At 69.9% G+C, this 17,874-nt stretch carries 20 protein-coding genes; 13 read left to right on the forward strand and 7 right to left on the reverse strand.

All coding sequences use genetic code 11. The features are described from left to right. Positions 1–54 precede the first annotated feature (54 nt). Positions 55–381 (forward strand): hypothetical protein, encoded by a 327-nt coding sequence (locus AB0N17_RS06575; RefSeq protein ID WP_366010018.1) that lies wholly within the window; start codon positions 55–57, stop codon positions 379–381. 26 nt (positions 382–407) lie between these two features. Here the strand turns inward: AB0N17_RS06575 and AB0N17_RS06580 are convergent, their stop codons facing one another. Next, positions 408–1,001 carry a nicotinamidase gene (locus AB0N17_RS06580; RefSeq protein WP_366010019.1) on the reverse strand — a complete coding sequence of 198 codons (594 nt, stop codon included), beginning with the start codon at positions 999–1,001 and terminating at the stop codon, positions 408–410. Positions 1,002–1,098: 97 nt separating this feature from the next. Continuing rightward, the gene (locus AB0N17_RS06585) at positions 1,099–2,445 is read right to left on the reverse strand and encodes a nicotinate phosphoribosyltransferase (RefSeq protein ID WP_366010020.1); all 1,347 of its coding nucleotides are present in this window, start codon (positions 2,443–2,445) and stop codon (positions 1,099–1,101) included. A gap of 58 nt (positions 2,446–2,503) precedes the next feature. Between AB0N17_RS06585 and clpS the strand changes: the two genes are divergently transcribed. From clpS to AB0N17_RS06625, 8 genes are all read left to right on the forward strand, one after another. Continuing rightward, positions 2,504–2,821 (forward strand): ATP-dependent Clp protease adapter ClpS, encoded by a 318-nt coding sequence (gene clpS / locus AB0N17_RS06590; protein ID WP_366010021.1) that lies wholly within the window; start codon positions 2,504–2,506, stop codon positions 2,819–2,821. A gap of 13 nt (positions 2,822–2,834) precedes the next feature. After that, positions 2,835–3,446: a DUF2017 domain-containing protein gene (locus tag AB0N17_RS06595; protein ID WP_366010022.1), complete on the forward strand. Its 612-nt coding sequence runs from the start codon at positions 2,835–2,837 to the stop codon at positions 3,444–3,446. 330 nt (positions 3,447–3,776) lie between these two features. After that, positions 3,777–5,213: an amino acid permease gene (locus AB0N17_RS06600; protein WP_366010023.1), complete on the forward strand. Its 1,437-nt coding sequence runs from the start codon at positions 3,777–3,779 to the stop codon at positions 5,211–5,213. Positions 5,214–5,347: 134 nt separating this feature from the next. After that, on the forward strand, positions 5,348–5,770 hold the full coding sequence (locus AB0N17_RS06605; RefSeq protein ID WP_366010024.1) for a M67 family metallopeptidase: 423 nt from the start codon (positions 5,348–5,350) through the stop codon (positions 5,768–5,770). A gap of 162 nt (positions 5,771–5,932) precedes the next feature. Further along, positions 5,933–6,211, forward strand: a complete 279-nt coding sequence (locus AB0N17_RS06610; RefSeq protein WP_366010025.1) for a MoaD/ThiS family protein — start codon at positions 5,933–5,935, stop codon at positions 6,209–6,211. 17 nt (positions 6,212–6,228) lie between these two features. Further along, the gene (locus AB0N17_RS06615; RefSeq protein WP_366010026.1) at positions 6,229–7,179 is read left to right on the forward strand and encodes a cysteine synthase; all 951 of its coding nucleotides are present in this window, start codon (positions 6,229–6,231) and stop codon (positions 7,177–7,179) included. A gap of 265 nt (positions 7,180–7,444) precedes the next feature. Further along, the gene (locus AB0N17_RS06620; RefSeq protein ID WP_366010027.1) at positions 7,445–9,517 is read left to right on the forward strand and encodes a putative Ig domain-containing protein; all 2,073 of its coding nucleotides are present in this window, start codon (positions 7,445–7,447) and stop codon (positions 9,515–9,517) included. A gap of 137 nt (positions 9,518–9,654) precedes the next feature. After that, positions 9,655–10,113 carry a hypothetical protein gene (locus tag AB0N17_RS06625; RefSeq protein ID WP_366010029.1) on the forward strand — a complete coding sequence of 153 codons (459 nt, stop codon included), beginning with the start codon at positions 9,655–9,657 and terminating at the stop codon, positions 10,111–10,113. Here AB0N17_RS06625 and AB0N17_RS06630 read toward each other — a convergent pair whose 3' ends face one another. Next, on the reverse strand, positions 10,114–10,572 hold the full coding sequence (locus AB0N17_RS06630; protein ID WP_366010030.1) for a type II toxin-antitoxin system PemK/MazF family toxin: 459 nt from the start codon (positions 10,570–10,572) through the stop codon (positions 10,114–10,116). Positions 10,573–10,809: 237 nt separating this feature from the next. Here AB0N17_RS06630 and AB0N17_RS06635 point away from each other — a divergent pair, with 237 nt between their 5' ends. Next, entirely contained in the window at positions 10,810–11,562 is a 753-nt protein-coding gene (locus AB0N17_RS06635) for an MBL fold metallo-hydrolase (protein WP_366010031.1), read from the forward strand. A gap of 70 nt (positions 11,563–11,632) precedes the next feature. On the opposite strand, the gene AB0N17_RS06640 is transcribed toward AB0N17_RS06635, so the two are convergent. Continuing rightward, positions 11,633–12,880: a PTS transporter subunit EIIC gene (locus tag AB0N17_RS06640; RefSeq protein WP_366010032.1), complete on the reverse strand. Its 1,248-nt coding sequence runs from the start codon at positions 12,878–12,880 to the stop codon at positions 11,633–11,635. Between the two features lie 154 nt (positions 12,881–13,034). Next, on the reverse strand, positions 13,035–14,351 hold the full coding sequence (locus tag AB0N17_RS06645) for a PTS transporter subunit EIIC (RefSeq protein WP_366010033.1): 1,317 nt from the start codon (positions 14,349–14,351) through the stop codon (positions 13,035–13,037). 185 nt (positions 14,352–14,536) lie between these two features. Between AB0N17_RS06645 and AB0N17_RS06650 the strand changes: the two genes are divergently transcribed. The 3 genes from AB0N17_RS06650 to AB0N17_RS06660 all read left to right on the forward strand — a co-directional run bounded on the left by AB0N17_RS06650 (position 14,537) and on the right by AB0N17_RS06660 (position 16,071). Beyond that, positions 14,537–14,770, forward strand: coding sequence for a PTS glucose/sucrose transporter subunit IIB (locus AB0N17_RS06650; protein WP_366010034.1), 234 nt, complete (start codon positions 14,537–14,539; stop codon positions 14,768–14,770). A 75-nt stretch (positions 14,771–14,845) separates the two neighbouring features. Next, entirely contained in the window at positions 14,846–15,583 is a 738-nt protein-coding gene (rph, locus tag AB0N17_RS06655; RefSeq protein ID WP_366010035.1) for a ribonuclease PH, read from the forward strand. A gap of 95 nt (positions 15,584–15,678) precedes the next feature. Next, on the forward strand, positions 15,679–16,071 hold the full coding sequence (locus AB0N17_RS06660; RefSeq protein WP_366010036.1) for a hypothetical protein: 393 nt from the start codon (positions 15,679–15,681) through the stop codon (positions 16,069–16,071). Between the two features lie 32 nt (positions 16,072–16,103). Here AB0N17_RS06660 and AB0N17_RS06665 read toward each other — a convergent pair whose 3' ends face one another. Then, positions 16,104–16,901, reverse strand: coding sequence for a DUF1707 domain-containing protein (locus AB0N17_RS06665; protein WP_366010037.1), 798 nt, complete (start codon positions 16,899–16,901; stop codon positions 16,104–16,106). A gap of 9 nt (positions 16,902–16,910) precedes the next feature. After that, complete coding sequence (locus AB0N17_RS06670) at positions 16,911–17,873, reverse strand: ATP-binding cassette domain-containing protein (RefSeq protein WP_366010038.1); 963 nt, start codon at positions 17,871–17,873, stop codon at positions 16,911–16,913. Between the last annotated feature and the right edge of the window lies 1 nt (position 17,874).

Below are 17,874 nucleotides of genomic sequence, written 5' to 3' on the forward strand. Positions count from 1 at the left end.
AGGTGCGTCCTGTGGACCGCTTATTGACACCGACCGAAACGGGGATGTGACCGCATGGCCGCAGGAGGCTTCTGCAAGCTGCCGAACGGCACGGTGGTGGTGGCGCTGAACCTGCCCTACGACGCCCTCGGGGTGCGGGTGCTGGTGCACGCCCAGAACCGCGCCAGGGCCCTGACCAGGCTCCGCAACCTGGGGTTCCGGGCGATCTACCTCCGGGGGAACGCGGCACCTCCGACGCCGGACGAGATCACGGCGGTGCTGCACCACCCCGACGGCCTGATATGGCGCACGGCACCGGCTGACAACGGTGTCCTGGTGAACGAGCTGTGGCACCCGATCCGGGCGCTGCTGCGCAGACCTCCGGCGGTGCCGCAGGGGTGACACGGGCCCCTTGAGGGGCCGCGTCCCTAGCCGGTGACCACCGGCTTGCCCGTGAGTTCCACGCCCGCCCCCCGCAGCTCCTCCAGGGCCCGCTCCGTCGTCTCCGGGGCCACCCCGGCCGTCAGGTCCAGCAGGACCTGGGTGCGGAAGCCCTCGCGGGCGGCGTCCAGGGCCGTGGCGCGCACGCAGTGGTCCGTGGCTATGCCGACCACGTCGACCTCGTCGATGTGGCGGGCGCGCAGCCACTCGGCGAGGGGGACGCCGTTCTCGTCGGCCCCCTCGAAGCCGCTGTACGCCGCCGCGTAGGCGCCCTTGTCGAACACCGCGTCCACCGCGCCGGAGGCGACGGCGGGGGCGAAGTTCGGATGGAAGCCCACTCCCTCGGTGCCCGCGACACAGTGCGCGGGCCAGGAGCGGACGAAGTCGGGGTTGTCGGCGAAGTGGCCGCCGGGGGCGATGTGGTGGTCGCGGGTGGCCACCACGTGGCGGTAGCCCGTCCCCGCGGCCTGCCCGATCAGTTCGGTGATGGCGGCGGCCACGTCCGCACCGCCGGCCACCGCGAGGCTGCCCCCCTCGCAGAAGTCGTTCTGCACATCGACGACGATCAAGGCGCGGCGCATGGTGGGTGTCCTTCGACTGTGGGCTAAGTAACTGAGCCTAGAGACTTATGGGCCGGTGCGGGAGGGGGCGTTCGAAGGGGCGGACGGCCGACCCGCTTTAGCTACCCGAGCGCTCGGTGAGGTACTCCGTCGGAAGGACGGGTTCCCCTCGGGAGAGCTGGGTGGCGGACAGGGGCAGACGGGCGCGGGCGGCGATGTGGCGGTCCCGGGGCACGTCCAGCGCCTCACGGGCCACGACGTCCCCGCCCTTGACCAGCTGCACCAGGAGCAGGTGGTCCGCGAGCTCCGGCGGCACCGGACCGGTGCCCACGACCTCGGCCTCGCCCACCCCGTCCCCGTCGGGCCGGCGCGCCGCCCACTTGCGTCCGCCGATGGACGTCTTGCCGCCGCTGGACTTCTTCGCGACCGACACCAGGGGCGCCTGCGGGCCGGTGGTCTCGGCGCGGGCGACCAGCTTGTAGACCATGGAGGCGGTCGGGTGCCCGGAGCCGGTCACCAGCTGGGTGCCGACGCCGTACGCGTCCACGGGCGCGGCGGCCAGCGAGGCGATCGCGTACTCGTCCAGGTCCGACGTCACGACGATCTTCGTGTTCGTCGCGCCCAGCTCGTCCAGCTGGTGCCGCACCCGGTGGGCGACGAGGAGCAGGTCACCGGAGTCGATGCGGACGGCGCCCAGGTCGGGTCCGGCCACCTCCACCGCCGTACGGACGGCCTCGGCGACGTCGTAGGTGTCCACCAGCAGGGTGGTGCCCCGGCCGAGGGTGTCCACCTGGGCCTGGAAGGCGTCGCGCTCGCGGTCGTGCAGGAGGGTGAAGGCGTGGGCGGAGGTGCCGACGGTCGGGATGCCGTACCGGAAGCCGGCCGCGAGGTCGGAGGTGGTCGAGAAGCCGCCGACGTAGGCGGCGCGCGCGGCGGCCACGGCGGCCAGCTCGTGGGTGCGGCGGGCGCCCATCTCGATCAGCGGCCGGCCGCCGGCGGCGGAGGCCATGCGGGAGGCGGCGGCGGCGATCGCCGAGTCGTGGTTGAGGATGGACAGGAGCACCGTCTCCAGCAGCACGCACTCGGCGAAGGTGCCCTCGACCCGCATGATCGGCGAGCCCGGGAAGTACACCTCGCCCTCCGGGTAGCCCCAGATGTCACCGCTGAAGCGGTAGTCGCCGAGCCACTTCAGGGTCGCCTCGTCGACGATCTTCCGTTCGCGCAGGAAGCCGAGGACGCCCTCGTCGAAGCGGAAGTTCTCCACCGCGTCCAGGACGCGCCCGGTGCCCGCCACGACGCCGTAGCGGCGCCCCTCCGGCAGCCGCCGGGTGAAGAGCTCGAACACGCTGCGCCGTTCGGCCGTACCGGCCTTCAGCGCGGCCTGCAGCATCGTCAGCTCGTACTGGTCCGTGAAGAGCGCCGTCGAGGGAACATCCACCGGCAGCCCAAGGTCCGCTGTGTCCATGGCGAAGATGCTACACCCACTTCGCGTCAGTGTGACGATTTCTGGACCCCGTGGCAGCATGGTCACTGTGACGTCACCCGCGCCCGTAGAGATCGAACGCACCGAGTCGGCGGAGGAGGTCTTCGCCGTACCCGAGCCCGACGTCCCCTGGGTCACGATCGTGCACAACGACCCGGTCAACCTCATGAGCTACGTGACGTACGTCTTCCAGACGTACTTCGGCTACACCAAGGACAAGGCCACCAAGCTCATGCTCGACGTCCACCACAAGGGCCGGGCGGTCGTCTCCAGCGGGACCCGCGAGGAGATGGAGCGCGACGTGCAGGCGATGCACGGCTACGGTCTGTGGGCCACCCTCCAGCAGGACCGGAAGTAGCGAACCGACTTATATGCCCGGACATTTCGAACCGCTTCCCGGCGGCGGCGCGGCCGTCGCGCTCGACGACGTCGAGATCTCCATCATCCGGTCGCTGGCCGTCCAGCTCCTGGAGCTCATCGGTCCCGGCCCCGGCCCCGCCGAGGGCGCCGAGAGCGACCCGCTCGCCGAGCTGTTCGCCGAGGGGCCGAGCGAGCCGCCCGCGGACCCCGTCCTGCGCCGGCTCTTCCCGGACGCCTACAGCGACCCGGAACAGGCCCCCGAGTCGCCCGCCCAGGCCGAGGAGCGGCGGGCCCACTCCGCCGAGTTCCGCCGCTACACCGAGAACGACCTGCGCGCCGGCAAACGGGAGAACGCGCTCGCGGTGATCCGCAGCCTGGACGCGCTCGCGCCGGTGGACGAGACCGGGGCGGTGCTGAAGCTGTCGCCGGCGCAGTCCCGGCACTGGCTCGGCGCCCTGAACGACCTGCGCCTCGCGATCGGCGCCCGGCTGGAGATCACCGACGAGGACGACACCGACCTGCTCTACCGGCTCCCGGACGAGGACCCGCGCAAGCCGATGGTGATGGCCTATCTGTGGCTCGGCGGTCTCCAGGAGACCCTCGTGACGACTCTTTTGTCGTAACCCGTCCCGTTTCGCCGCCTCGGAGTGTTCGCTCAGAGGACGCTCAAATCCGGATAACGATCCCGTCACCGTTGCGGCCTGGTTTGCCGCATTCGGGCGCTCTTTGTCCGCTTTTACCTGTGGGATGCGCCACAACGCGCCTCTGTGATCAATATTGCGGCCGTGATAAATCTTCACGACCGCCCGGCCGACACCACCCATGTCCGGCCGGGTGCGCCACCGAGCCGACGACCGTCGGCCAGGCAATGACTCCAGCAATCCGGGGGGATCGAAACCCGATCCGAGGCCGACTGAAGGCCGCGGGTCGGCATGGAGAAAGGCGCACCACACATGACCTCATCGCAGGTCGACCAGCTTCGCGACGGCAATGAGGCCGCGCGGGCCGAGGGCAGCGAGGGCGGCGAGGGGTACCAGCGCGGGCTCGGTTCCCGGCAGATCCAGATGATCGCCATCGGCGGTGCCATCGGCACCGGCCTCTTCCTCGGCGCGGGCAAGGGCATCTCCAAGGCGGGCCCCAGCCTGATCCTGGCGTACGCCGTCGCGGGCCTCGTCATCTTCTTCATCATGCGGGCGCTCGGCGAGCTGCTGATGTACCGCCCGGTGTCGGGTTCGTTCTCGGAGTACGCGCGCGAGTTCATCGGTCCGTTCGCCGGATTCGTGACCGGCTGGACGTACTGGCTGTTCTGGGTGGTCACCGGCATCACCGAGGTCACGGCGGCCGCCGCCTACATGACGTACTGGTGGAACATCCCGCAGTGGCTGTCGGCCCTGATCTTCACGGTCGTGCTGTACGGCGCCAACCTGATCTCCGTGAAGCTCTTCGGTGAGCTGGAGTTCTGGTTCTCCATGGTCAAGGTCACCGCGATCATCGGCATGATCCTGATCTGCGCCGGCATCCTCACGATCGGCTTCTCCGACGCCGGCGACACCGCCTCCGTGGCCCACCTGTGGAACGAGGGCGGCTTCTTCCCGCACGGTGTCGGCAACACGCTGATGACCCTGCAGATGGTCATGTTCGCCTTCCTGGCCGTCGAGCTGGTCGGTGTCACCGCGGGCGAGTCCAAGGACCCCAAGAAGGTGCTGCCGAAGGCGATCAACACCGTGCCGTGGCGCATCGCCGTGTTCTACATCGGCGCGCTGATCATGATCCTGTCGGTCGTGCCGTGGACGAACTTCCACGCGGGTGCGAGCCCGTTCGTGGTCGCCTTCGAGAAGATGGGCCTGCCCGCGGGCGCCGGCATCGTCAACTTCGTCGTCCTGACCGCCGCGCTGTCGTCCTGCAACTCCGGCATGTACTCGACCGGCCGCATGCTGCGCGACCTCGCGCTCAACAACCAGGGTCCGAAGGTCTTCACCAAGCTGACGTCCAGCGGCACCCCGCTCGTCGGCACCACGTTCTCCGCCGCGCTGATGCTGGTCGGCGTCTGGATCAACTACCAGTGGCCGGGCAAGGCGTTCGACTACGTGGTGTCCTTCGCGACCATCTCCGGCATGTGGGCCTGGATCGTGATCCTGATCTGCCAGATCCGCTACCGGATGAAGGCGGACCGCGGCCAGCTGCCGCAGAGCGAGTTCCGCGCGCCGGGAGCGCCGTGGACGAGCATGTTCGCGCTGGTGTTCATCTTCATGGTGATCGTGCTCATGGGTATCGACAAGGACGCCCGGGTCTCGCTGTACTGTGCCCCGCTGTGGGCCGCGATCCTCGGCGTCTCCTACTGGGCGCTCAAGCGCCGCAACCCGGAGGCCGCGGCCTTCAGCAAGCGCTGACCTTCCCCGAAGGACGTCCGGCCGGCGGGAGTACTCGTGGCACTCCCGGCGGCCGCCGCTCAGGGCGTCCGGCATGTGGGCCGTCCCGTACCACACCTCGGTACGGGACGGCCCCTCTGCTTATCCTGACCGTCATGCTGACCATCACCCAGGCCCTGTACGACCAGATCGTCGCCCACGCCCGCAAGGACCACCCCGACGAGGCGTGCGGTGTCGTCGCGGGCCCGGCGGGTTCGGACCGCCCCGAGCGCTTCATCCCGATGCTCAACGCGGCCATGTCGCCCACGTTCTACGAGTTCGACTCGGGCGACCTGCTCAAGCTCTACCGCGAGCTGGACGACCGCGACGAGGAGCCGGTGATCATCTACCACTCCCACACCGCGACCGAGGCCCGCCCCTCCCGGACCGACATCTCCTACGCCAACGAGCCCGGCGCGCACTACGTGCTGGTGTCCACCGCGGACACCGACGGCCTCGGCGAGTTCCAGTTCCGTTCCTTCCGCATCGTGGACGGGGAGGTCACGGAGGAGGAGGTCACGGTGGTGGAGACGTACTGATCTCACCATCCGGTCGGTAAGCGTCCGTCATACGGGATCACATGCCGGGCCCTCGACCGGGAATCGATACGATGAGCCCATGGTTCTGACTGTGGTGTGCGCCCGCTGCTGACGTACCGAGCCTGCCGCCCCGACGACACTTTCCGACAGGAGCCCGCAACCATGGCCATCGAGGTCCGCATCCCCACCATCCTTCGCACCTACACCGACGGTCAGAAGGCGGTCGAAGGCACCGGGGAGACCCTCGCCGAGCTCTTCGCCGACCTCGAGACCCGGCACGCGGGCATCCAGGCCCGCATCGTGGACGGCGACCAGCTGCGCCGGTTCGTCAACGTCTACCTGAACGACGAGGACGTGCGCTTCCTGGACGGCATCAGCACCAAGCTGTCCGACGGCGACAACGTGACCATCCTGCCGGCGGTCGCCGGCGGCATGCGCTGATCGGCCGCTGAGCAGCCATGCGCTACGACTCCCCGCTGGCCGCGGTGGGCAACACCCCGCTGGTGTGCCTGCCGCGGCTGTCGCCGTCGGCCGACGTCCGGATCTGGGCCAAGCTGGAGGACCGCAACCCGACCGGCTCGGTCAAGGACCGGCCCGCCCTGCACATGGTCGAGCAGGCGGAGAAGGACGGCCGGCTCACCCCGGGCTGCACCATCCTGGAGCCCACCTCCGGCAACACCGGCATCTCCCTCGCCATGGCGGCCAAGCTCAAGGGCTACCGCATGGTGTGCGTGATGCCGGAGAACACCTCGCAGGAGCGCCGGGACCTGCTCGGCATGTGGGGCGCGGAGATCATCTCCTCCCCGGCCGCGGGCGGCTCCAACACCGCGGTCCGCGTGGCCAAGGAGCTGGCCGCCGAGCACCCCGACTGGGTGATGCTCTACCAGTACGGCAACCCGGACAACGCGGGCGCCCACTACGCCACGACCGGTCCGGAGATCCTCGCCGACCTCCCCTCGGTCACCCACTTCGTCGCGGGCCTCGGCACCACCGGCACCCTGATGGGCGTCGGCCGCTACCTGCGCGAGCACCGGCCGGGCATCCAGATCGTCGCCGCCGAACCGCGCTACGACGACCTGGTGTACGGCCTGAGGAACCTGGACGAGGGCTTCGTGCCGGAGCTGTACGACGCCTCCGTGCTGACCACGCGCTTCTCGGTCGGCTCGGCCGACGCGGTCACCCGCACCCGTGAACTCCTCCAGGAGGAGGGCATCTTCGCGGGCGTATCCACCGGCGCCGCCCTGCACGCGGCGATCGGCGTGGGGAAGAAGGCGGTCAAGGCGGGGGAGTCCGCCGACATCGTCTTCGTGGTGGCCGACGGTGGCTGGAAGTACCTCTCCACCGGCGTCTACACGGCGGCCACCACCGAGGAGGCCATCGAGACGCTCCAGGGCCAGCTCTGGGCGTAGTTCCCCCTGTCAAGCGCGCGCCAGCCCCCTCTCATGAGGGGGCTAAGCCATTCCTATGGCCGGGCAAAGAATTCCTTTGAGTACTGCCGGTGGCACGAAGGCCAGAGCTACGTTCCTCGTCGCACCCTGACATGTCACGCTCACCCAGCGCCATGACAGGTGTCTGCGAGTGTCATGCTCATGACTGCGCGGTCCACCGCCGCAACGCGCGTCACGGGCCTGCCAATCCAGTGCGAAACCCCACGTCAACCGGAGGCAGTACCCCATGCGTGAGTCACGCCCCAACCGGCGCAGACGCAGTCTGAGAAGACTCGTCACCGTCGCCTTCCCCGCCCTCGCCCTCACCGTCGCCGGATTCACCGCGGCACCGACGGCCGGGGCGCAGACCGCCACCGCACACCCCCACACCTCCAAGGCGACGCAGAACGCCAAGGCCCTGACCGCTCCCGGGCGGCAGACCTTCCACTCCACCGGCAAGGCAGGCCAGAAGGTCCCCACGACCCATCTGTGCGCCACCGCCGAGCCGGGCCACGCGTCGTGCTTCGCCCAGCGCCGTACCGACATCAAGCAGCGGCTCGCCTCGGCGCTCGCCGCCGCCGCGCCCTCCGGCCTCTCCCCGGCCAACCTGCACAGCGCCTACAACCTGCCCGCCACGGGCGGCTCGGGCCTGACGGTCGCGGTGGTCGACGCCTACAACGACCCCAACGCCGAGTCGGACCTGGCCACCTACCGCTCCACCTACGGCCTGTCCGCCTGCACCAAGGCCAACGGCTGCTTCAAGCAGGTCAGCCAGACCGGCTCCACCACCTCGCTGCCGACCAACGACAGCGGCTGGGCCGGTGAAGAGGCGCTCGACATCGACATGGTCAGCGCGACCTGCCCGAACTGCAACATCGTCCTGGTCGAGGCCAACTCGGCGAACGACACCGACCTCGGCATCGCCGAGAACGAGGCCGTCTCGCTCGGCGCCAAGTTCGTCTCCAACAGCTGGGGCGGCTCCGAGGCGTCCACGCAGACGAGCGAGGACACCCAGTACTTCAAGCACCCGGGCGTCGCGATCACCGTCTCGGCGGGCGACTCCGCCTACGGCGCCGAGTACCCGGCCACCTCCCAGTACGTGACCGCCGTCGGCGGCACCGCGCTCACCACCGCCTCCAACTCCCGCGGCTGGAGCGAGTCGGTGTGGCACACCAGCTCCACCGAGGGCACCGGCTCCGGCTGCTCCGCCTACGACCCGAAGCCGAGCTGGCAGACCGACACCGGCTGCTCCAAGCGCATGGAGGCCGACGTCTCCGCGGTCGCCGACCCGGCCACCGGCGTGGCGGTCTACGACACCTACGGCGGCTCCGGCTGGGCGGTCTACGGCGGCACCAGCGCCTCCTCGCCGATCATCGCCGGCGTCTACGCCCTCGCGGGCACCCCGGCCGCGAGCGACTACCCGGCGAAGTACCCGTACTCCCACACCGCCAACCTGTACGACGTCACCAGCGGCTCCAACGGCTCCTGCTCCCCGTCGTACTTCTGCACCGCGGCCACCGGCTACGACGGCCCGACCGGCTGGGGCACCCCCAACGGCACCACCGCCTTCACCTCCGGTGGCAGCACCGGCGGCAACACGGTCACCGTCACCAACCCGGGCAGCCAGTCGACCACCACCGGAAGCTCGGTCAGCCTGCAGATCTCGGCCTCCGACAGCGGCGGCGCCGCGCTCACCTACAGCGCCACCGGCCTGCCCACCGGGCTGTCCATCAACAGCTCCACCGGCCTGATCTCCGGTACGGCGTCCACCGCGGGCACCTACCAGGTCACGGTCACCGCGAAGGACTCCACCGGAGCCTCCGGCTCGACCTCCTTCACCTGGACCGTCGGCACCTCCGGCGGCGGCTGCACCTCCTCCCAGCTGCTGGCCAACCCCGGCTTCGAGTCGGGCAGCACCGGCTGGACCGCGTCCAGCGGCGTCATCACCAACGACACCGGTGAGGCGGCCCACGGCGGCTCCTACAAGGCCTGGCTGGACGGCTACGGCTCCGCGCACACCGACACGCTGTCCCAGTCGGTGACCATCCCGGCCGGCTGCAAGGCCACGCTCACCTTCTACCTGCACGTCGACACCGCCGAGACCACCACCAGCTCCGCGTACGACAAGCTGACGGTCACCGCCGGTTCGACCACCCTGGCGACCTACTCGAACCTCAACAAGTCCTCCGGGTACACGCAGAAGACCTTCGACCTGTCCTCGCTGGCGGGCCAGACGGTCACCCTGAAGTTCAACGGCGTGGAGGACTCCTCGCTGCAGACCAGCTTCGTCGTGGACGACACCGCCCTGACGACCGGCTGAGCCGTACCGCACCCGCTCCACCCGATCCCGCACACGACAGGCCCGGCCCGTCGTGTGCGGGATCCTCATCCGCGCGTGGTACGTCACATCTGCACCAGGCGGCCGGTCGTCCGGCCACGGCAGAAAGGCGAACCTCCATGCGCCGTACGACCCTGTGCGCCCTCGCGGCCGCACCCCTGCTCCTCGCCGGCTGCGGCTCGCAGAGCGGCGGGGACACCTCGAGCAACGGCAAGGTCTCCCCGGCCCCCTCCGGCCACTCCTCTCACTCCTCCTCCGCGTGCGTGAGCCTGGCGGAGCTGAAGGCCGCCGACAACGGGCGTACCGTCTGCGTCGCCAAGGGCGGCGAGGTCCGGCTCACCCTGGACGGCACCAAGGACCGCCCCTGGAAGCCGGTCATGACGAGCGGCACCGGGCTGCAGGCCATCAACGCCGGCTTCGTCCTCCAGCCGGGTGACGCCACGGCCGCCTACCGGGCGGTGTCCGCCGGCACCACGAAGCTGACGTCCTCCCGCCCCCTGTGCGCGCAGCCCACGGGCTCGGGCCAGGTGTCCTGCAAGGGGATCCAGGAGTGGACGGTCACGGTGAACGTGAAGTGACTAGCCCGCGAGGTGCCGTACCTGGTCCCACAGAACCGGGTCGACCACACCGACCCGGCGGCGGAAGTCGCCGACCGGCACCTCACGCAGCTCGTCGGTCTCCAGGAAGCTGGGCCGCCCCCGGGCGTCGCCGACCGCGCCCGGCGGCAGCGGGATCACCCCGGCCCGCTCGTCGTGGTACTTGCTGGTGATCTTCGCGACCGTGGCCCGGTCGCCCCGCACGGCCAGCACCAGACAGGGCCGGTCCTTCACCTCGGTGCGGTCCTCGTAGGGGACGTTCGCCCACCAGATGTCCCCCGGGACCGGCCGCCCGGCCCGTGTCCTGCGGGCGCCCGGCCGGCCCGGTGGCCGCAGCCGCCGGCCGCCGGGCCTGCGACCGTGTCCCCAGCCGTCGACGAGCGTGGCGACCAGCGCGAGCAGTACCACCGCCGCGAGCGCCAGCCACCAGGACGTGTCCATAGGCACGACGTTACCGGCGTGCGCCGAGCATCGCGCGCCCTCTTGTGATCCTGATGCGCCTCTGGTCCAGCCGAACCGGTGACAGCACAGGTGAGTTCGCCCACAACGGCCCCTGGCGGAGGAGCGACCCGCCCTTTCGCGCCTTACGCTCGACGGACCGCACGACGCCCGTCTGCCCGGACCCCTCAGGCTCCCGTCCCCGCCCACCGCTCTCCCGCCAACGGAGGTTTCTGCTTCATGAAGCTCACCGTCGTCGGCTGCTCGGGGTCGTTCCCGTCCGCGGAATCGGCCTGTTCGAGCTACCTCGTCGAGGCCGACGGCTTCCGGCTGCTTCTCGACATGGGCAACGGCGCCCTTGGCGAGCTGCAGCGCCACTGCGGTCTCTACGACCTCGACGCGATCTTCCTCAGCCATCTGCACGCCGATCACTGCATCGACATGCTCGCCTACTTCGTCGCGCGCTACTACCGGCACGACGGCGGCCGCTGCGCCCCGATCCCCGTCTACGGACCCGAGGGCACGGAGCACCGGCTCACCACCGCCTACGCGGACACCCCTTCGGCCTCCTCCATGAGCGAGGTCTTCGACTTCCACACGGTCAAGCCGTCCACGTTCGAGCTCGGCCCGTTCACCGTGCACGCCGAGCGGGTCCGCCATCCCGTGGAGGCGTACGCCATCCGCGTCGAGCACGGCGGGAAGACCCTGGTGTACTCCGGCGACACCGGGGTGACCGAGGCGCTGGACTCGCTGGCCGCGGAGGCCGACCTGTTCCTGTGCGAGGCCGCGTTCACGCACGGCAAGGAAAGCATCCCCGACCTGCACCTCAACGGCCGTGAGGCGGGCGAGACGGCGGCCCGCGCGGGCGCCCGCCGCCTGGTCCTCACCCACATCCCGCCGTGGACCGACCCGGAGATCAACCTGCGCGACGCCCGCGAGGTCTTCGACGGACCGGTGGAACTGGCCGCTCCGCGGGTCACGTACGAGATCTAGCCCGCCTGCATGCGAAAGGCCCCGGAACCTCGCCGGTTCCGGGGCCCTTGTCATGCCGCACGGGCGGGACTCACGCCTTCGTGAGGTCCTCGACCTCCTCCTCGGGCTCACGGCCCGGGGTGGGGAGGTTGAACTTGGTGATCGCGAAGCGGAAGACGGTGTAGTAGATCGCCGCGAAGACGAGGCCGATCGGGATGATCAGCCACGGCTTGGTCGCCAGGTTCCAGTTGAGCGCGTAGTCGATGAAGCCCGCCGAGAAGGTGAAGCCCGCGTGGACGCCGAGCGCCCAGGTGATCGCCATGGACAGGGCCGTCAGCACCGCGTGGATCGCGTACAGCAGCGGCGCGATGAACATGAACGCGAACTCGATGGGCTCGGTGACACCGGTGACGAAGGAGGTCAGCGCGAGGGAGATCATCATGCCCAGCACGGCCTTGCGGCGCTCGGGGCGGGCGGAGTGCGCGATGGCGATTGCGGCGGCCGGCAGACCGAACATCATGATCGGGAAGAAGCCGGCCATGAACATACCGGCGTGCGGGTCACCGGCGAAGAAGCGGTTGAGGTCACCGTGCACGACCTGGCCGGCCGCGTTCTTGTAGTCGCCGATCTGGAACCAGGAGACGGTGTTCACGAACTGGTGCATGCCGACCGGGATCAGTGCGCGGTTGACCAGACCGAACAGACCCGCGCCCAGCGCGCCGAGACCGGTGATCCACTCACCGGCGTTGGAGATGCCCTCACCGATGGGCTTCCAGATCAGGCCGAAGAAGACGCCCATGGCGGTGCCGACGAAGGCCATGATGATCGGCACCAGTCGGCGGCCGTTGAAGAAGCCGAGCCAGTCCACCAGCTTCTTGCGGTGGTAGCGCTGCCACAGCACGGCGGCCAGCAGACCCATGAGGATGCCGCCGAGGACACCGGGGTTGTTGTAGGTCGCGGCGACGTCCGCGCCCTTCTGTATCTTGGCCTCGGTGACCGGGAAGGCCTTCAGCACGTTGCTGTACACCAGGAAGCCCACCAGGGCGGCCAGTGCCGTCGAGCCGTCCGACTTCTTGGCGAAGCCGATCGCCACACCGATGCAGAACAGCATCGGCAGGTTGTCGAAGATCGCGCCGCCGGCCGTGGCGAACACCGCCGTGACCTTGTCGGGCAGGTGCAGCTTGTCATGGATGTCCGGCTGACCCAGACGCAGCAGGATGCCCGCCGCGGGCAGGACGGCGATGGGGAGCTGCAGGCTGCGGCCGACCTTCTGCAGGCCCTGGAAGAGGCCGGATCCCCGCTTCTTTGCGGGAGCCGCCGTCGCGGTGGCGGTGCTCATGGATGGTTCCTCCATCGGTGGTGGTCTACACCACTCAGTGGTGTAGACCTGTTTTAGCACGATGAAGGCGGTATAAGGAACCACGAAATCCGCTACGGAAACGCTACGCGGCGTGCTGATGTGCTAAGGGGAACCGTCCGGCACCGGGTCCTGTTCAGGCCTTGGTCGTGTCCTCGACCTCTTCCTCCGGTTCCCGCCCCGGAGTCCGCAGGTCGAACTTCGTGATCGCGAACCGGAACACCGTGTAGTAGACGGCCGCGAAGCACAGGCCGATCGGGACGATCGCCCACGGCTTGGTCGCCAGGTTCCAGTTGATGATGTAGTCGATCAGCCCCGCCGAGAAGCTGAAGCCGTCGTGCACCCCCAGCGCCCAGGTCACCGCCATCGACACACCGGTCAGCACCGCGTGCACCGCGTACAGCGCGGGCGCGATGAACAGGAACGAGTACTCGAGCGGCTCGGTGATGCCCGTGACGAACGAGGTGAGCGCCACCGAGAGCATGAGCCCGCCGACCTCCTTGCGGCGGCCCGGCCGGGCGCAGTGCGTCATCGCCAGCGCGGCGGCGGGCAGCGCGAACATCATGATCGGGAAGAAGCCCGAGGTGAACTGGCCGGCGTTCGGGTCGCCCGCGAGGAACATGTTGATGTCGCCGTGCACCGGCTTGCCGCCGGGCGGGGTGTAGGTGCCGAACTGGAACCAGATGGGCACGTTCAGGAACTGGTGCAGGCCCACCACCAGCAGCGCCCGGTTCGCGACCCCGAACACCCCCGCGCCCCAGGAGCCGGCGTCCCTCAGCCACTTGCTGAAACTCTCCAGGCCGGCACCGACGGGCGGCCAGATCCACAGGCACAGCGCCGCGAAGGCGATGGCGACGAACGCCATGATGATGGGCACCAGCCGGCGGCCGTTGAAGAAGCCGAGCCAGTCCACCAGCCGCGTGCGGTGGTAGCGGGCCCAGAAGAAGGCGGCCAGCAGGCCCATCACGATGCCGCCGAAGACCCCCGGGTTCTGGAAGGTGTACGGCGTCACCGCACCGGCGCCCGCTCCCACGCTCACCTGGCAGCCGATGTCCGCGATCGCCTTCGAGCCGCCCGGGCACGCCTGCGGGAACTGGTGCAGGACGCCGTAGTAGACGAGGAACCCGGCCACGGCCGCGAGCGCCGTCGAGCCGTCCGACTTCTTCGCCATGCCGATCGCGACGCCCACGCAGAACAGCAGCGGAAGACCCAAGGAGCCGTCGAGCAGCGCGCCGCCCGCGCCCTTCATCACCTTCGACACGGCGGTCCAGCCCAGGCCCTGGTCGCCGAAGACGTCCGGCTGCCCCAGCCGGTTCAGGATGCCCGCGGCCGGCAGCACCGCGATGGGCAGCTGGAGGCTGCGGCCCATCTTCTGCAGCCCCTGGAACAGCCGGTTCCAGCGCTCCCGCGCCGGGCTCACCGTGCTGTCCGCGGGCGCGCTCTCGGCGCTCATGGGCGTCCTCCCGGCCACTCGACTCGGACGCGGTTTGGCGACCGTACCCCCGGTGGTGTAGACCAGTTCGCGGACGGTTCCGCTGTCGTGATCGCCATCATTCGGCACGGACGGCACGACCGCTCGCGAAGATGGGCCAACTGTGGGTTACTGCGACCAATCGGTTCGGATCAGGGAGAAGCAACATGGCCAGCAAGGCTGAGAAGATCGTCGCCGGCCTCGGCGGAATCGACAACATCGAGGAGATCGAGGGCTGCATCACCCGGCTGCGCACCGAGGTGTCCGACCCCTCGCTGGTCGACGACGCCGCCCTGAAGGCCGCCGGCGCCCACGGCGTCGTCAAGATGGGCACCGCCATCCAGGTCGTCATCGGCACCGACGCCGACCCGATCGCCGCGGAGATCGAAGACATGATGTGAGCCCCCGGCTCACCGGCGAGGGGCTCTTCCCGGCACGGGACGAGCCCCTTCCCCTGTGCGGCTAGGCTCATCCGCATGTCTCGCATCGACGGCCGTACCCCCGAACAGCTCCGCCCGGTCACCATCGAACGCGGCTGGAGCAAGCACGCCGAGGGCTCCGTCCTCGTCTCCTTCGGCGACACCAAGGTCTTCTGCACCGCCTCCGTCACCGAAGGAGTCCCGCGCTGGCGCAAGGGCAGCGGCGAGGGCTGGGTCACCGCCGAGTACGCCATGCTGCCCCGCGCCACCAACACCCGCGGCGACCGCGAGTCCGTCAAGGGCAAGATCGGCGGCCGTACCCATGAGATCTCCCGGCTCATCGGCCGGTCCCTGCGCGCCGTCATCGACTACAAGGCACTCGGCGAGAACACCGTCGTCCTCGACTGCGACGTCCTCCAGGCCGACGGCGGCACCCGCACCGCCGCCATCACCGGCGCCTACGTCGCCCTCGCCGACGCCGTCGCCTGGGCCCAGGGCAAGAAGCTGATCAAGGCCGGCCGGCAGCCCCTCACCGGCACCGTCGCCGCCGTCTCCGTCGGCATCGTCGGCGGGATCCCGCTGCTCGACCTCTGCTACGAGGAAGACGTGCGCGCGGAGACCGACATGAACGTCGTCTGCACCGGCGACGGCCGCTTCGTCGAGGTCCAGGGCACCGCCGAGGCCACCCCCTTCGACCGCGACGAGCTGAACGCCCTGCTCGACCTCGCGGTCACCGGCTGCGCCGAACTGACCGCCCACCAGCGCGCGGCCCTGGAAGCCACGCTCGCAAAGTAAAGGGCAGGCCAACACGACGGGTGCGCGCGGGCAACCCGCGCGCCCTCCCCGACGTCTCACGTACGAACAGTCGTACAGGGGAGGGACACACCACCATGGCCGTCAGCCGACGCCGTATCACCGCCGTCGCCGCCGTGGCGCTCGCCGCACTCACGGCCGGCCTCACCGCCGGCTGCGACACCGTCGACAAAGCCCTGGACTGCGTACAGACCGCCGACTCCATCGCCGACAGCGTCACCGACCTGCAGCAGGCCGTGGAGAACGCGGCCGACGACCCCTCCCAGGCCGACGCCTCCCTCGACTCCATCCAGCGGAACCTGAAGAAGATCGGCGACAAGACCGACGACACCGACGTCAACAAGGCGGTCGACGACATCGACAAGGCCGTCGACAACGTGCGGACGGCCATCAAGAACGGCGACAGGACCCCCGACGTGGGGCCGGTCACGGACGCGGCCGGTGAACTGACGAAGGTCTGCACGAAGTAGCAGGTCCCGCGCTCGAGGGAGCGGGACGCGGCTCAGTACCCGCCGCGGCGCCGCTCCCGCTCCTCGCGCCGCTCCTCGCGCCGTTCCTCCCGCCGCTCGCGCAGCAGACCGTGCCGCTCCTCGCGCCGCGCCCGGAGCAACTCGTGCCGCTCCTGACGCAGCTCCAGCTTCTCCTGGCGGCGCTGCTCCTTCAGACGCCTCTGCTCGGCCCGCGTCACCTTGCGCTCCACACCGACCCCGCCCCAGAAGGCGAACCCGCCGATGATCACGCGCGGGGCGCCAGGCTCCGGCGGCCCGTCGTCCCTCGGGTGCTCGAAGCCGCCCATCACCCCGATGCCCCGGACGACGACCTCGACGCCCGGCGGCACGATCACCTGCATCCCGCCCATGATCGCCACACAGTTGACCTCGACCTCGTGGTCCGCGAAGTTCGCCTCGCGCAGGTCGATCTCGCCGCCGCCCCAGAACGCGAAGCAGTTGAACCGCTTCGGCACCGTCCAGCGGCCCTTGCGCTCGAACCCCGACATGACGGCGATCGCACCCGTCGAGGATCCCTCGCCCCCGACGATCCGGGACGCCCAACCCCCCTCGTCAACCGGCCCCTTGACGAACGAGACCGGAGGGGGCGGCGCGACGGCACCGGACGCCGGCAGATCCCGGGTCAGCGGAGCCAGCTCGCCGTACGTGCGCGCCTTGTAGGCCGCCTCCAGCCGCTCCTCGAACTCCTCCATGTCGAGCCGCCCCTCCGCGAGGGCGTCCCGCAGGACCTCGGCGACCCGTTCACGGTCGGCGTCGGAGGCCCGGAGATCCGGCGTTGCGTCGTCGGTCATGGCAGCAGCCTACGAGACCGCCTTCTCCGCGTACATCTTGGCGATGACGGCCTCGATGTCCGGCTCCCGCACCGACAGGTCCACCAGCGGATACCGAGCCGCGAGCGACGCGACCAGCGGCGCCGCCGACTGCCCCGCCGGGAACGCCAGCCACTGCCGGGGCCCCTCCACCCGCACCACCCGCGCCGCCGCCACCTCCACCGGCGGCAACTCCCGCTCCAGGTCCACCACCAGCAGCCGCTCGCTCTCACCGACCTCGTGCAGCCCCGCCAGCGGGCCGTCGTACATCAGCCGGCCGTGGTCGATCACCATCACCCGGGAACACAACTGCTCGATGTCCTGCAGATCGTGCGTGGTCAGCAGCACCGTCGTACCGCGCTCGGCGTTCAACTCCCGCAGGAAACCCCGCACCTTCGCCTTCGACACCACGTCCAGGCCGATCGTCGGCTCGTCCAGGTACAGCACCTCCGGATCGTGCAGCAGCGCCGCCGCGATGTCCCCGCGCATCCGCTGCCCCAACGACAGCTGCCGCACCGGCACGTCCAACAGCGCCTCCAGCTCCAGCAGTTCCACGCACCGGTCCAGGTTCTCCCGGTAACGGGCGAGCGGAATCCGGTACATGCGGTGCGCCAGCCGGTAGGAGTCGATCAGCGGCAGGTCCCACCACAGCGTCGTACGCTGCCCGAACACCACCCCGATCCGGCGCGCAAGCCGCGACCGCTCCCGCGAGGGGTCGATCCCCGCGACCCGCAGCCGCCCCCCGCTCGGCGTCAGGATCCCGGTCAGCATCTTGATCGTGGTCGACTTCCCGGCACCGTTCGGACCGATGTAGCCCACCATCTCGCCACGCGCCACCGTGAACGACAGCGAGTCCACCGCCCGCACCTCACGCCGCTCCCGCTTGAGGAACCCGGTCTTCCTGCGCACCTCGAAGACCTTCTCGACGTTCTCCAGCTCGATGAAGTCGCCCACG

Origin of the sequence: Streptomyces sp. NPDC051133 (genome assembly GCF_040682635.1) — a bacterium.
Classification (GTDB): Bacteria; Actinomycetota; Actinomycetes; order Streptomycetales; family Streptomycetaceae; genus Streptomyces.